The organism is Herbiconiux dendrobii (assembly GCF_052048175.1).
Classification (GTDB): domain Bacteria; phylum Actinomycetota; class Actinomycetes; order Actinomycetales; family Microbacteriaceae; genus Herbiconiux.
Genome location: NZ_JBLZQV010000001.1, coordinates 122,901 through 137,461, shown reverse-complemented (window position 1 = coordinate 137,461; position 14,561 = coordinate 122,901). Strand labels below are relative to the sequence as shown.

Below are 14,561 nucleotides of genomic sequence, written 5' to 3'. Positions count from 1 at the left end.
GTCAGAACTTCTCCGGCTTCACGAGGGCGACGATCAGGTAGGCCACGCCGGCCACCCCGAGTACCGCGGCGACGAGTTCGAGAACGATCACAGCTTCCCGACCCCCCAGGCGACCAGAGCGACCACGCCGAAGACGGCGAGGATCGCGACGATGTAGACGACGTCGAGCACTGTGGTTTCTCCATCCGACAGGCACCCGGAGTGGGCGCGAGGGTACGGAGGACGATCATGCTCGCCCGATCGGCCCCGATCGGCGGTCCTAACGAGTTCCTGACGCCGGGGGGCCGGGAACGGCGGAAACCCATACGGGATCCTGTCGCGCACCCGGCCGGCGAGCCCCCGGGAGGAGGATTCCCGTCAGGATTCGGGGCGTGACCGCTCGTATTCCGTTAGGAGTCGCCTTTCGCCCCCGCGACCGGCGTAGACCTTCATTCGTGACTCTCACCAGCATCCTCCCCACCCTCCGGGCCTCGATCCCCGACCCCCTCGCCATCGACCGGTGGCCCGAGTGGACCCACCCGACCACCACCGACGTCGTCGTCTCCGGCGTCTCGATGCTCCGCCTGGTCGGGATCTGCGACACCCCGTGCGTGCACATCGCCGCCGCCGTCATCCCGGGCACCCACGGCTGGCCGTCCGACCGGGAGCAGGCCTCCGTCGTCGTCGCCCGCGTCACCGCTCGGGATCGCTCCGGTGCGCTGACGCTGGACGCCGATCTCGGTGCGGTCCCCGCCCACCTCGAGGAGGTGCGGATGATCGGGCGGGCGTCGACCAGACGAACCCGCGCGTTCGAGATCGGCGGCGTCACCGTGACGCTGCCCGAGGATCTCGCCGTGGGCGACCTCGTGGCGGTTCCCTGCGCCGGATCGGTCTGCTGCCGGCAGCTGCGCGCGGCGGTGGCGTCGTGAGCATGATCCACACCCTGAACTGGTACCGGCGCCACCACATCGAGCACCCGGATCTCGCGCTGTGGCCTCGGGCCGCTGCGGTCACGCGTGACGACGTGACGATCGCCGGCGAGTCGATGACGGGCCTCGCCCGCGCCGTCGGCACCCCCTGCACCCGCGTCTCGGAATCGGCCGCGCACTCCTGGTCGGCGGCCGCGGGCGAACGGCACTGCGCGATCGTCGTGACCGCGGTGGAGGCGGTGACCGTCGGGCCCGAGGGCGACGGCTACGGCTACGACCTCTGGGTCGACGCCGAGCTCGACGGCTGCGAACCACTGGAGAGCACGTTCCGGCTGATCGGCCGGGAGTCCTGCGCGCAGGACGCGCTCTTCGTGGCGCGGCCGTGCCGGCGCTACGGCGACGTGCAGTGCATCCTGCCCGTCGACGTGCACGCGGGCGACCTCGTCGCCTTCGTGATCTCCCGGCCGGTCGCCCTGCACGACATCCGCCGCCGCCCACAGCACCCGGAGCGGCTGTACTGACCTCACAAGGAGCACCCATGGCCATCATCGACAACGCCATCTACGTCGACGGACACCGCACCGGGAGTCCGTACTCTCTCGACGAGACCTACGAACTGCTCCGCGAGCGCGACGGGATGGCCTGGATCGGTCTGTACCGCCCCCGCCCCGAGGAGCTGCGTTCGGTGGCGGACGAGTTCGGACTGCATCCGCTCGCCGTCGAGGACGCCCTCACAGGCCACCAGCGGGCGAAGCTCGAGCGGTTCGGCGACACCCTCTTCGTGGTCATCCGGCCCGCCCGCTACCTCGACGCCACCGAGACGGTCGAGTTCGGCGAGGTGCACGTGTTCGTCGGCCCCGGCTTCGTGGTGACCGTGCGGCACGCCGAGAACCCCGACCTGCGCGCGGTGCGGCACCGGATGGAAGGGGAACCGGAGCTGCTGCGTCTCGGTCCGGAGGCGGTGCTCTACACGATCCTCGACGAGGTGGTCGACGGCTACGAGCCGGTGATCGCGGGGCTCGAGAACGACATCGACGAGATCCAGGACCAGCTGTTCGGCAACGCCCCCGAGGTGTCCCGGCGCATCTACGAGCTGCTGCGGGAGGTGATCAGCTTCCAGCGCGCCATCGGGCCGCTGCCACAGATGCTGGACCGGCTGCTGAAAGGATCTGAGAAGTACCGGGTCGACCTGGAGTTGCAGCGCTCGTTGCGCGACGTCATGGACCACGTGCTGCGCACGGTCGACAAGGCCGACGGCTTCCGGTCGCTGCTGGAGAACGCGCTCACCGTGCACTCCACCCTCGTCACGCAGCAGCAGAACGAGGAGACCCGCCGGCTCACCGAGACCGGACTGGCCCAGAACGAGGAGATCAAGAAGATCTCCTCGTGGGCGGCCATCCTGTTCGCACCCACCCTGATCGGCACGATCTACGGGATGAACTTCGACGTCATGCCCGAGCTGCACTGGCCATTCGGCTATCCCCTCGCCGTGCTCGGCATGCTGGCGATGGGCGGCGTGCTGTACGTCGTCTTCAAGCGCAAACGGTGGCTCTGACGCGCGCTCGGCGGCGTGGGCGGAGGACTGCCGGTCGCACCTACTGGGTGGGTGGGCCTTGGAAGGTGGTTCCGGTGCCCCCGCTGGGGAAGCTGGGGAATCCGGTGCCACCGGTCGTGGTGGAGGTGGAGCCGCCGAGGCCGGTGAGGCCCGTGCTCTCGGAGGAGCCGGAGTCGGTGTCGGCGTCGAGCACGTCGGAGTTGAGGTCGGCCAGCACGACGACATCGCCCTCGGACAGCCCCGAGGTGATCTCGGTGAGCTCCGAGCCCATGGCGCCGATCTCGACCGGGACGGGCTCGGAGGATCCGCTCCGCAGAACGTCGACCGTGTAGGCCGAACCCTCGCGGTGCACGGCCGAGGTGGGCACCGTGAGCACCGAGTCCTGCGCGGCGACCGAGACGGCCAACTGCGCCGAGGCGCCGTTCAGCAGGGCCGCATCCGTGGGGTCGACCGCGATCGTCACGTCGTACGACGGCGTCGAGGAGTCGCTCGAGACGTCGAGGATGCCGATCGAGCTGACCACGCCCGTGAGCCGGGTGTCGGTGGAGCCGAGCGTGATGGCGGTGCTCTGGCCGACCTTCAGCTTCGCGACGTTCGCCAGGGTCACCGTGGACGAGACGACGTACCCGTCGTCGCCCAGGATGGTGATGACGGCGGTGGTGGAGGCGGCCCCGACCGTGTCGCCCGCGGCGATCGAGACGGCCGCGACCGTTCCCGCGATGGGGCTGGTGAGCGTGGCGAGCGTCAACTGCTGCTGCGCGATGGCGAGCTCGGCGGTGGCGAGGTCGATCTCGGCCTGGTCGGCCACGATCGTCTCCGCCGTGATGGTGGCGGACGTGCCCACGCCGCCCGCGCTGGCCGTACCGCTCGCGGACGTGCCTGCGCTCGTGCCGCCCGTGCCCGTGCCGCTGTCGGTGGCAGTGACGGCGGCCACGAGCACGGCATTGGTCGCACTTTCGGTCGAATAGGCGACGGTTTGCGACCGAATTTGCGACCCAACGAGCGTCGTGGAGGGCGAGGTGCGGATCGAGGTGGTCTCGGCCGCGCCCTCGGTGTAAGCGGAGGCGCTGGGGGTGGGCGTGGGGCTGGAGGTGCCGGAGCCGGTGGTTGCGGCGACCGCGTCGGCGACGGCGGTCTGCAGGGCCGTGACCGCCTCGTCGAGCTGCGTCATCAGCGTGAGCACGGCGCTCTGCGCGTCGTTCGCGGTGGACTGTTCGGACTGCACCTCGGTGATCGCGCTCTGGCAGGCCGCCAGCTGCGCCTTCACGGTGTCCAGCTGCGCGTTCGGGTCGGCGGCGGTCTCGGTGGCGCCGGCGGGTCCGGATGCGTCGGTTCCGGATGCTTCGGACGGGTCGGCCTCGGTGGCGGCGGAGTCGGTGCTGCCGGATGCGGGGTCGCCCGATCCGCTGGTCGGGTCGTCGAGGGTGGCTTCGAGGAAGGGCTGGCAGGTGGCGTCGGAGGTGGCGATGGTCTCCTGGGTGGCCGCGACCGCCGCCGAGGCGGTGGAGTACTGGGCGAGGAGGGCTTCCTGGGCCGACTTCACGGCGGTCACGGCGGCGTCGATCGCCGCGGTGTCGAGAGGGGTACCGGACGAGCCGGAACCCGACCCGCCCGACCCGGACTCGCCCGACCCGGAGCCGCCCGACCCGGAGCCGTCCGAACCCGCGCCCGAGCCTGTTCCCGCCCCCGAGCCGGAACCCGCACCCGAGCCGGTTCCGGAACCCGTGCCCGTGCCGGTGGCACCGCTGCCGGTCGGGGCGGATCCCGTCGCGCCGGTGACACCGGACACGTCCGTTCCGGTGGACGAGGTGCTCGACGTCGACGTGGAGGACTGCGCCTCGAGATCGGTCTCGAGCTGCTCCTCGGCGGTGGTGACGGCCTCCTGGGCGGCATCGACCGCATCCTGCAGGTCGGACGTGTCGAGGGCCGCGAGCTGCTGACCCGCGGTGACGGTGTCGCCGAGGGCGACCGAGACCGACGAGACCGTACCGCTGACGGCGAAGGCGGTGTCACGACGGGTGGCCGAGGCGAGGGTGCCGGTGAGGGCGAGGGTCTCGTCGACGGTTCCGAGCGAGGCGACCGTGGTGCGGTAGGAGCTGCCCGGGCCCTGCGAGAGGGCGAAGGCCGCTCCCGTGCCGGCGGCACACAGCACCGCCGTGGCCACGACACCGGCGAGGATGCGCTTGCTGCGCCGCCGCCGGGCCTTCCGCTTCTTGGCGCTGAGCGGCGTGGGTGTCGCCGAGGCCACCGCGCCGTCGGAGGCCGAGTCGGAGGTGGGGGCGACGACGGCCGCGGCCGGCTCGGCCAGGGAGGCGTCGTCGTTCGTGCGCTTCGCCATCTCAGCTTCCGCTCGTGGAGGTGCCGGTGCTGCCGCCGGCGCCCGGGCGCTGGCCGGTGCCGGGGCCGCCGCCCATGCCGCCGAAGCCGGTCGAGCATCCGGAGTCGCCGGCCTCGGAGACCGCGAGGGAGGTGGCCGCGACCGCTCCGCTGTCGTCGGACTCGCCCCGGGCCGTCACGCAGGCACCGACCGTGAGGGCCGTGGAATCGGCCGGGACGGTCTTCGTGTAGGTGGTGGAGTCGTCGACCGTGATGTCGCTGGTGGAGCTCGCGCCGTCGGCATCCGTCGTCTGCACCGTGATGGTGCTGCCGCTGACCGCCGTGACGAGGCCGCTCGCGAAGCCGCCGAAACCACCCGCCGCGCCCCCTGCCGCACCGTCGCCGGGGGCTCCGGTGGGCATCACGCCGTCGGGGGCGTCGGTCGGGGCGGTGGCGCCGTCGGGGGCGTCGGTCGGCGGGGTTCCGCCGGTACCGCCGCCAGGCATCCCCCCACCGGCGCCGCCGCCGAAGCCGGTGCTGCACGCGCCGTCGACCACGGTGCTGATCACCACGCTCGACGCGGCGGCGGTGGCGGCATCCGTCGAGGTGGACGACGAGGTCGACGAGGCGCCCGATCCGGAGCCGCCGCCGAAGCCGCCGCTGATCGAGGTCACGCACACCCCGGAGGTGACGTCGGCGAGCGCCGCCGCCACGCTCTGCGTGATGGTGGTGGAGTCGCTGTAGGTCACGGCGGTCTGCGAATCGGAGTCCTGCACCTGGAGGGTGCTGCCCGAGATCGCCGCGATCTCGCCGGAGGTGCCGCCGCCACCCATCTGCTGCTGCACCGGGGCATTCGTGGCCGAGGCGGTGGAGCCGGCCGACTCCGACGAGGCGCTGGAGGAGCAGGCGCTCAGCGTGAGCACCCCCGCCGCGGCGAGCACGACGCCCAGGCGGATGGGGAGGGAGCGGGAGATCTTCATGGAGTCAGTCCTTGGTTCGGGATGGGGAGTGTCGAAAAGAGAGAAGCGGACGCCTACTCGCTGCGGAGCGCGTCGATCGGAGCCAGCCGCGCCGCCCGGGTGGCCGGGTAGACCCCGAACACCAGGCCGATCGCGATGGCCACACCGATGGAGAGACCGACCGCCGCGGGGGCGATGACGATCGAGGAGCCGATCACGCCCGGCAGCAACAGGGCCGCGCCGCAGCCGAGCACCGCGCCGAGCACACCTCCGGTGAGACCGAGAATCGCCGCCTCCACCAGGAACTGCCGACGGATGGCCCACGGCGGCGCCCCGAGGGCCTTGCGCAGGCCGATCTCGCGGGTGCGCTCGGTGACCGACACCAGCATGATGTTCATCACGCCGATGCCGCCCACCAAGAGCGACAGCGCGGCGATGCCGGTGAGCAGCACGGTGAGCGTCTGGTAGATCGAGGTGGCGGTGTCGACCAGCGCGTTCTGCGAGCTGATGGTGAAGTCGGCGTCATCCGCGGAGCCGATCGAGTGCAGGTTCAGCAGCACCGTCTGCGCCTCCTGGTAGGCCGCTGCCAGCTGGCCGTCGGATGCCGCCTTCACGTAGATGGTCGACACCGAGGCCGAGTCGGTGCCCCCGATCAGTTGGTTCGCGGCCGTCGACAGCGGCACGATGGCCACGTCGTCGAGGTTCGAGGAGGAGTCGGAGCCGGCCGAGGCCAGCACGCCGACGATCTCGAAGGTGCGGTCGTCGATGGTGACGGTCTGGCCCACCACGTTCGTGGTGCCGAAGAGCTCGGTGGCCGTCTCGGAGCCGAGCACGGTGACGGCGGCCGAGGAGGCCTCGTCGTCGTCGGTGATGAACTCGCCGGAGACGAGCTTGCGGGAGCGCACGTCGAGCCAGGAGGGCGTGGTGCCGGTGACGGTGGTCGTCCAGTTGGTGTCGTTGGCCTCGAGCGCGAGCGAGGTGCTCTTCTCGGCGGCCACGCCGGCCACATCCGGAGCGTTCACGTCGGAGCCGAGCGCCTCGGCATCCGCCGCCGTCAGCGTGGCGCTGGTGCCGAAGCCACCGCGCACCCCCGAGCTGTCGGTACTGGAGCCCGGCGAGACGATCAGCAGGTTGCTGCCGAGCGAGCTGATCTGCGAGCTCACGTCTTTCTGGGTGCCGAGGCCGAGGCCCACGGTGAGGATGACCGCGGCGATGCCGATCAGGATGCCCAGTACCGTCAGCAGCGAGCGCAGGCCGTGCGAGCGCACGGCCGCCCAGCTGGTGCCGAGCGTTTCGGTCCAGTTCATGCGGCGACGCCTCCGCCCGGGCCGGCGTGCCCGATCGCGTGGGCCGTCTCGGCCGGATCGGCGATCACCCCGTCGCGCACCCAGACGATCCGCCGGGCGCGCTGGGCCACCTCGAGCTCGTGGGTGATCAGTACGATCGTGCGGCCGAGCTCGTGCAGCTCGTCGAAGAGCCCGAGCACGTCGCCGGTGGAGACGGAGTCGAGGTTCCCGGTGGGCTCGTCGGCCAGGATCATGGTGGGCTCGCCCACCAGCGCCCGGGCCACGGCCACGCGCTGCTGCTGGCCGCCGGAGAGCTCGCCCGGCTTGTTGGCCAGGCGGGATCCGAGGCCCACTCGCTCGAGTGCGCGCTCGGCCCGCTCCCGCCGCTCGGCCGAGGGCACCCGAGCGTACATCAGCGGCAGCTCGACGTTGCGCCAGGCCTCCAGCGAGGGCAGCAGGTTGAACTGCTGGAAGACGAAGCCGATCTCCTTGTTGCGGATCTCGGCCAGCTCGGCCTCGTCGAGGTCGTCGACGTCGTGGCCTGCCAGCCGGTAGTGCCCGGTGGTGAGGGTGTCGAGGCAGCCGAGGATGTTCATCAGCGTCGACTTGCCCGAACCGGACGGGCCCATGATGGCCACGTACTCGCCCTGACGGATCTCGAGGTCGACGCCGCGGAGGGCCTCGAACTCGATCGTGCCGCTGCGGTAGACCTTGCGGGCCGCGGAGAGCTGGATGACCGGGTCGCCGTATTCTCGTTCGGGCATATGCGGCCCGTGGGCCGTCGCGAGGGTGCTCATCTGCTGCCGCCCGTCTGGCCGGTGGGCGCCTGCCCGCCGCCGAAGCCGCCGGTGCCGGTGCCGCCGCTGGGCAGCTGGCTCGGGTCGAAACCCTCGGGCAGCGTGCCCGTTCCGCCGCCGGGGAACTGGCCGGTGCCGCCCTCGGTTCCGGTGCCGGAGTTGCCGCTGCCCGGGGTGAAGACGGTGACCTTCACCAGGTCGCCCTCGGCCAGGCCCTCGGTGATCTCGGTGAGCGTTCCGACGGTCTCGCCGACCGTCACCGAGGTGGAGGTCTCGTTGCCGTCCGTGTCGACCACGGTCACGGTGGAGGCGCCGTCGGCATCCGTGGTCACGGCCGCGCTCGGCACGGTCAGCACGTCGGTGCGGCGCTCGTAGACGATGGAGGCGGTGACCGAGGTGCCGTCGTAGAGGCCCTCGGGGCTGCCGGTCACGGCGACCGTGACGGGATACGCGGCGGCGCCGGACGTGGTGGAGGGCAGGAGCCCCACCTCGCTCACGGTGCCGAAGAAGGAGTCGCCGTCGTCGGTCGAGAGCTCGACCTGGTCGCCCGTGGCCACGTTCGCGACGTCGGTCTCGCCGACCGAGAGGCTGACCTCCCAGGAGTCGGTGCTGACGATCGTGAAGGCGGCGGTGGAGGCGGTGCTCGTGGAGGCCGAGCCGGTGGCGGTGCCGGTCGCACCGGTTCCGGATGCGGTCGAACCCGAGCCGCTCGAACTGGAGGCCGATCCGCTGGTCGTGTCGCCCACCTCGAGGTTCACGGCCGTCACCAGACCCGCCACCGGCGCCGTCAGCGTGGCGTCGGCGATCGCGGCGGCGGCCTTGTCGGCGGCGGCCTGCGCCACGGCGACGGCGGCCGCGTCGGCGGCGATCGCGGTGGCCGACTCATCGGTGCCGTCGTCGTCGGCCTCGGCGGAGGCGAGCGTCGCCGTCGCCTTGGCCAGCGTGGCCTGCGCCGAGAGCGCCTCGGCCTGCACGGTGAGGGTGTCGACCGTGGCCAGCACATCGCCCGCGGCGACGGTCTGGCCCGCCTGCACGTTCACCGCGGTGACGGTGCCGGCGACCGCGAAGTCGACGTCGTCCTGCACCGTCGGCGTGAGGGTGCCGCTGGTGTCGATGGTCTTCTCGAGCGTCTCCAGGCTCGCGGCCACGCTCTGTGAGGTGGTCGCGCCCTGCGCCTCGGCCGATGCCGACGCCGACGACGTGCCGAGCACCGCCCAGGTCACCCCGCCCCCGGCGATGACGACGGCGGCCGCACCGGCGATGATCCAGGTGCGCGGGCGCATCCGTTTGATTCTCTTGGCGATCTTCACGCCCCCGACGCTAGGGACGGGGCTTATGAAGACCTTGGCGCGAACCTATGACGCGACTATGAACTGCGCCCCGAGCTCGCCGGGTGCGCGTCGTCAGCGCTACTCCTTCGTGCCGCCCGCGGTGAGCCCGCTCACCAGGAAGCGCTGCGAGAACAGGAAGATGATCAGCACCGGCGCCACCGAGAGCAGCGTCGCCAGCGCCAGCACGGGCAGCGAGATGGTCACCGATCCCGCCGTGGTGGGGTTGAACAACGGCACGTTCGACAGCAGCTCGGCGAGCCCCACCTGGATCGGGGACTTGCGCCCGGGCACCATCACGAACGGCAGGAAGTAGTTGTTCCAGTTGCCCACGAGGCTGAAGAAGCCCACCAGCGCGATCACCGGCGTGGCCAGCGGCATCGCCACCTGCGCGAACACCCGGAACTCCCCGGCGCCGTCGATGCGCGCCGCGTTCAGCAGGTCGCGCGAGACCGCCGTCGAGAAGTAGATGTAGGTGAGGTACACCCCGAACGGGAAGAACGAGAACGGCAGGATGACCGACAGCGGCGTTCCCACCAGTTTCAGCGAGCTCAGCTCGAGGAAGATCGGCAGCACCAGCGCGGTGTTCGGGATGAGCATCACGATCAGCGTGGTGACCAGCAGCGCCCGGCGGAACCGGAACTCCACCATCGCCAGCGCATAGCCGGCGGGGATGCTCACCACGAGCGTTATGATCAGTGCGACGCCCGTGTAGAGGGTGGCGTTGCCGAGCCACACCCACACGATGCCGTCCTGGAACGCCATCAGCTCGCCCCAGTTGGTGGCGAGGGTGTCGAAGGCGCCGAAGGTGAACGGGCCGTCCAGCAACAGCTGCCGGGCGGTCTTGGTGGGCGCCAGCAACAGCCACACGATGGGGATCACGAAGAACAGCAGGAAGACGCCGATGACGCTCCAGCCGAGCACGCGGCCGATCCAGCGTCCGGGGCCGGGGCGCTTCGCCGACGAGGATCGCGGGGAGCGGTCGCGGTCGCCCCGACCGGGGGTGGCATCCGGCGACGAGGGCCGGGTTCTCAGATCAGTCGCGCTCAAAGAGTCCTCCTCGGAAGACGAACAGTGCCGAGAGGCCGGCGGCGACTACGAGAAGCAGCAGCGAGATGGCTGCGGATCCGTTGAAGTCGTTCTGGCGGAAGGCGAAGAGATAGGCCAGCTGGTTCAGCGAGTAGTCCGGCGGCACGACGCCCTTCGACGCCTGCGAGAGCACGCGCGGCTCGACGAACAGCTGGGTTCCGGCGGCGAGCGACATCACGGCCATGTACGAGATCCACTTGCGCATCAGCGGGATCTGGATGTGCCAGGCCGTCTTCACGGGGCCGGCGCCGTCGATCCGGGCCGCCTCCATCACCTCGACCGGGATGTTGTTGAGGGCGCCGTACATGATGATGATCCAGCCACCGGCCCCCGCCCAGAAGGCGATCAGCGTGAAGATGACCGGCAGGTTGTCGATCGACACCGTCTGCACGAAGGTCTCGAAGCCAAAGGCGTTCAGGATGGCCGCCACCGGGCTCACCGCAGGGTCGAGCAGGAACAGCCAGAGCATGACGCTCGAGGCGCCCGCCAGCGCTCCCGGGATGTAGAACAGGAACCGCGAGGCGGATGACAGCCAGCGCACCCGGATGGCGTGCACCAGCAGGGCCAGCAGCACCACCAGGATGGTGAGCGAGATCAGCCAGATCACCACGAACAGCGCCACGTGCTGCACGGCCGGCCAGAAGCGGTAGTCGGCGAACACCTTCACGAAGTTGTCGACGCCCACGAAGGCGCCGTTCTTCGTGAAGGCCAGGAACACCGCGTAGATCGCCGGCACGATGCCGAACGCGATCAGCAGGATGGCGTAGCCGCTGGAGAAGACGTAGCCGATGCGGGTCTGGCTGGCATCGGGCTTGCGCCGACGGAGGCGGCCCCGCCGCCGCGCCTCTGTCTCCAGAGGGGCGACGGCGGGAGCCGTGGTCTGAGCCGTGGTTGTGATGATCAGTGCCTGTCTACTCGACGGGGTAGTTACCGGTGGAGGCGACTACTTGACGGTGTAGCCCTGGACCTGGGCTTCGTTCAGGATCTGGTCGTGCCAGTCGGGCACGACATCCGCGATGGTCTTGCCCTCGGCGAGTGCCGGGACGACCACAGCCGCGTAGGCGGTTTCCGGGCTGAAGCTCGGGAAGCCCCATCCGCCCCACACACTGGCCGCCGCGGTGGAGACGGCCGACTTGAAGTCACCGGCGAAGAAGTTGCTCTTCGCCTGGGCGTCCAGCCAGGTCGAGGCCGCCGAGTCGTAGGCCGGGAGACCCGAGTTGAGCGCCGCCGACTCGTCGGAGGAGGTGGCGAACTCGAGGAAGGTCTCGACCGCGGCCAGGTTCTTCGAGTGGCTGGAGGCGTACCAGACGCCGCCGCCGACGTTGCCGGTCACCTTGTCCTCACCCTCCCAGTACAGCGGGTCGGCCGCGCCGAACTCGCCGGCCGTGGCGTTGATGCTGTCGGGGTTCTGGAACAGGGCCCCGGCGTACCATGCCGGCCCCGGCATCGCGACGATCTTGTCGGAGTAGTTCTCCACGAAGGGGGCGCTGAAGACGCTGTCCTGCACGAGGGTTCCGTTCGCCGACATGGAGTCGAGCATGTCGGTCATGGCGACCGAGTGCTCGTCGTCGAAGTCGGACGAGAAGTCGTTGCCGTCGAGCTGGAAGATCGGTGCCTGAGCTCCCCAGTAGTAGACGTAGGTGCCGACGAACGAGTCGCCGATCGAGCCGAGGATGTAACCGGGGTGCTCGGCGGCGAGCTTGACGCCCAGGGCCTCGTACTCCTCCCAGGTGGTGGGGATGTCGTAGCCGAACTGGTCGAGCAGCGGCTTGTTGTACCAGAGCACCACCGGTGCGAGGTCGTTGCGCAGGCCGTAGACCGTGCCGTCGACCGTCATCGGGTCGTTCGCGCCATCCGTGAAGCCGTTCAGGAAGTCGTCGCTGAAGTAGCCCTTGTTCAGCGGTGCGGCGAAGGCCTGCACGCCGTTGGTCTCTTTCGCGGCCCAGGATGCGTCGTTGGTCTGGGTGGAGAAGACGACGTCGGGCCAGCCCTCGCCCGACTGGTCGAACAGCGCGACCTTGGTCTGGAACGAGCCGGATCCGCCGGCGTTGCCGTCATAGGTCTCGATGCTGATCGGCACATCGGGGTTGGCCTCTTCGAAGGCCTTGGCGATCGGCTCGCGGGCCGCGTCGACCCAGACGGTGATGGTGCTGTCGGCCGTCTGCTCGGCGGTGGCGAATCCGTAGTCGCTGTTCACCTCGCCGCTGCCGCCGGCGCACCCGGCGAGGGCTCCGATGGCGACGACCGCGGTGGCGGTCGCGAGGATTCGGGCGAGTGGGCGGCGGTGCTGTGCAGCCATGGGCGGTTCCTTCTGTCGGCATCGTTGACGATTTGCCGCTGTGCGGCGTGACTCCATTAGATCATACATCTTACGTATGAGCCATAGTTAGCGCTGCCACTGTCTCCATCCTTGCATTTCCGCGGATCGGGCGGCAGTGATCATACGTATCCGTCTACACTGACCGACATGAGTCTGGCGAGCAGCCCCGTGGCATCCGGAATCCTGGTGAGTGGTGAGAAGCGCGCCCCGGCGGCCCGGCTGGGCGTGGCCGTGGTGCACGACCTGGTGACCGCCGTGGTGACCGGAGCCGTGAAGCCGGGCGAGTCGCTGCCGCCCGAGGGTGATCTGGTGAACTCGTTCGGAGTGAGCCGCACGGTCATCCGCGAATCGGTGAAGCGGCTCGAGGAGAAGGGCATGGTCACCGTCGCGCAGGGACGCGGCACGGTGGTCACGCCGCCCTCGGAGTGGAACCTGCTCGACCGCGTGGTGATCTCGACCATGATCGAGAACGACGAGACCCTCGGCATCCTGGACGAGCTGGCACAGGTGCGCGGCGACCTCGAGTCGTCGATGACGGCGGAAGCGGCGCGGGTGCGCACCGACGCCGATGTCGAGGCGCTGACGACGGCGCTGCAGGTGCAGCGGGACGCGATCGGCGACCTGGATGCTTTTCAGGAGCTGGACAGGCGCTTCCACGACGTGATCATGAAGACCTCGGGCAGCCGGCTGGCCGAGTCGATCGCGCACACCCTGGTGCAGCGCGCCAGCGAATACGCGCGGTTCCACGGCGAGCCGGGCCCCGAGGGTCTCGCGCTCACGCTCGTGGAGCACCAGCAGGTGCTCGACGCGGTGGTGGCCGGCGACGCCGACACCGCCGCCACCGCGATGCGCGACCACATCGCGCTCGCCTGGGAGCGCCGCCGCCTCCCGAGATAGGGCAGGAGGAAGGGGGCAGAAGCCGAACTACGACTGAGGGATGAAGTGCACCGGGAGACCGGCGACGCGTAATCCCGAGGTGCGGACGGCCGCCTCGATCGCCGCGTGCTCCTCGTCGGGCGCGACGATCTGCACCCGATCTACGCCGTCGGTCGACGTGCTGCCGCCCTCGGCCCAGAAGCTCGTCACACCGTGCTCCTCAACCAGGTCGGACAGCACCACGGAGTACCCGTCGAACTCGTCCGGCTGCACGATCAGACCGAGCGACTGGGCATTGACCTCCACCGGCAGGCTCGGATCGAGACCGGCGGCCACCCGCAGCTCGTCGCCGTGCGCCACGAGCGGCAGCACGGCCCGGATGGACCCCGGCCCCTCCTCGAGGGCGACCAGCGCGAACCGGCCACCCTCCCAGATCGATACCTGTACGTCGACGCCGAGGCGAACGCGATCGACCTCGCCGACGAGGGCGACGGCGTCGAAGCCCACATCGATGCAGCCGGACCGATCCGTTCGATCCGTCGTCGTCGCCGCCACCGCCGGATCCTGCAGCGCGACGACGTCGCCGGCTCCGGTGCGCACTCGGACCGACCAGGTCACCGCATCGGGGTATTCGGCGGCGCACGCGGCGTCGAGCAGCCCGGGCAGGCCCTGCTGGTCGACGCTGACCTCCATCCGGGAGGTCGGAGACAAGAACACGGGAGCCTCCACCCAGCGCTCGGTCGCGTCGACGCTCACTCCGGGAAGGTCGTCGATCTGCGCGGCGAGCCGGTCGAACCCCCCATCGGGCCGGTCGAAATGCGTCTCGTCGATCACCCAGCCCGACACCACGAACGCGCCGATCAGAATCCCGGCCGCCCCGAGCCCCGTGATCGCGATCCAGACCCGCTTCGCCCGCGCCGACCTGCTCATGGCGGCAGCGTAGGCCGGGAAGGTTAACGACGCACTGCCGTGACCGGGCGACGTTCCCATGATGCCTACGTTGTGTCTTCAGACATCCGGCTGGGTCGCGTCCAGGGCCAGCCTCGACTATCAGTGGTGACATTCCATCTGCCCCGGATGAAATGCGGCGCCCGTCGACCCAACCATGGCCATCGTCGGCAAGCGCG

14 protein-coding genes are annotated in these 14,561 nt (G+C 70.3%); 4 read left to right on the top strand and 10 right to left on the bottom strand.

The annotated features are described in order from the left end of the window. Nucleotide 1 precedes the first annotated feature (1 nt). Complete coding sequence (locus tag ACN4JJ_RS00645) at nucleotides 2-91, bottom strand: potassium-transporting ATPase subunit F (RefSeq protein ID WP_137836632.1); 90 nt, start codon at nucleotides 89-91, stop codon at nucleotides 2-4. Nucleotides 92-434: 343 nt separating this feature from the next. Between ACN4JJ_RS00645 and ACN4JJ_RS00640 the strand changes: the two genes are divergently transcribed. From ACN4JJ_RS00640 to ACN4JJ_RS00630, 3 genes are read left to right on the top strand one after another with little or no spacing between them, the layout of a single operon-like run. Further along, nucleotides 435-908, top strand: a complete 474-nt coding sequence (locus ACN4JJ_RS00640) for a hypothetical protein (protein ID WP_440707972.1) — start codon at nucleotides 435-437, stop codon at nucleotides 906-908. 2 nt (nucleotides 909-910) lie between these two features. Further along, entirely contained in the window at nucleotides 911-1,429 is a 519-nt protein-coding gene (locus ACN4JJ_RS00635; RefSeq protein WP_440707971.1) for a hypothetical protein, read from the top strand. A gap of 17 nt (nucleotides 1,430-1,446) precedes the next feature. Beyond that, nucleotides 1,447-2,463 (top strand): magnesium and cobalt transport protein CorA, encoded by a 1,017-nt coding sequence (locus tag ACN4JJ_RS00630; protein ID WP_440707970.1) that lies wholly within the window; start codon nucleotides 1,447-1,449, stop codon nucleotides 2,461-2,463. 40 nt (nucleotides 2,464-2,503) lie between these two features. On the opposite strand, the gene ACN4JJ_RS00625 is transcribed toward ACN4JJ_RS00630, so the two are convergent. From ACN4JJ_RS00625 to ACN4JJ_RS00590, 8 genes are all read right to left on the bottom strand, one after another. Next, nucleotides 2,504-4,801 (bottom strand): efflux RND transporter periplasmic adaptor subunit, encoded by a 2,298-nt coding sequence (locus ACN4JJ_RS00625; protein WP_440707969.1) that lies wholly within the window; start codon nucleotides 4,799-4,801, stop codon nucleotides 2,504-2,506. Between the two features lies 1 nt (nucleotide 4,802). Continuing rightward, nucleotides 4,803-5,759, bottom strand: coding sequence for a hypothetical protein (locus tag ACN4JJ_RS00620; protein ID WP_440707968.1), 957 nt, complete (start codon nucleotides 5,757-5,759; stop codon nucleotides 4,803-4,805). A 53-nt stretch (nucleotides 5,760-5,812) separates the two neighbouring features. Then, nucleotides 5,813-7,045, bottom strand: a complete 1,233-nt coding sequence (locus tag ACN4JJ_RS00615; protein WP_440707967.1) for an ABC transporter permease — start codon at nucleotides 7,043-7,045, stop codon at nucleotides 5,813-5,815. Next, nucleotides 7,042-7,788 carry an ABC transporter ATP-binding protein gene (locus tag ACN4JJ_RS00610; protein ID WP_440707966.1) on the bottom strand — a complete coding sequence of 249 codons (747 nt, stop codon included), beginning with the start codon at nucleotides 7,786-7,788 and terminating at the stop codon, nucleotides 7,042-7,044. The genes ACN4JJ_RS00615 and ACN4JJ_RS00610 overlap by 4 nt, the downstream gene beginning before the upstream one ends. Nucleotides 7,789-7,817: 29 nt before the next feature. Then, nucleotides 7,818-9,131, bottom strand: a complete 1,314-nt coding sequence (locus ACN4JJ_RS00605) for an efflux RND transporter periplasmic adaptor subunit (protein ID WP_440707965.1) — start codon at nucleotides 9,129-9,131, stop codon at nucleotides 7,818-7,820. 99 nt (nucleotides 9,132-9,230) lie between these two features. Beyond that, on the bottom strand, nucleotides 9,231-10,199 hold the full coding sequence (locus tag ACN4JJ_RS00600; protein WP_440707964.1) for a carbohydrate ABC transporter permease: 969 nt from the start codon (nucleotides 10,197-10,199) through the stop codon (nucleotides 9,231-9,233). Continuing rightward, nucleotides 10,186-10,974: a carbohydrate ABC transporter permease gene (locus ACN4JJ_RS00595; RefSeq protein WP_440707963.1), complete on the bottom strand. Its 789-nt coding sequence runs from the start codon at nucleotides 10,972-10,974 to the stop codon at nucleotides 10,186-10,188. The genes ACN4JJ_RS00600 and ACN4JJ_RS00595 overlap by 14 nt, the downstream gene beginning before the upstream one ends. A gap of 207 nt (nucleotides 10,975-11,181) precedes the next feature. Next, nucleotides 11,182-12,537 (bottom strand): ABC transporter substrate-binding protein, encoded by a 1,356-nt coding sequence (locus tag ACN4JJ_RS00590; RefSeq protein WP_440707962.1) that lies wholly within the window; start codon nucleotides 12,535-12,537, stop codon nucleotides 11,182-11,184. A gap of 168 nt (nucleotides 12,538-12,705) precedes the next feature. Between ACN4JJ_RS00590 and ACN4JJ_RS00585 the strand changes: the two genes are divergently transcribed. Further along, nucleotides 12,706-13,455, top strand: a complete 750-nt coding sequence (locus tag ACN4JJ_RS00585) for a FadR/GntR family transcriptional regulator (protein WP_440707961.1) — start codon at nucleotides 12,706-12,708, stop codon at nucleotides 13,453-13,455. Nucleotides 13,456-13,482: 27 nt separating this feature from the next. On the opposite strand, the gene ACN4JJ_RS00580 is transcribed toward ACN4JJ_RS00585, so the two are convergent. Continuing rightward, nucleotides 13,483-14,364, bottom strand: coding sequence for a hypothetical protein (locus tag ACN4JJ_RS00580; RefSeq protein ID WP_440707960.1), 882 nt, complete (start codon nucleotides 14,362-14,364; stop codon nucleotides 13,483-13,485). Between the last annotated feature and the right edge of the window lie 197 nt (nucleotides 14,365-14,561).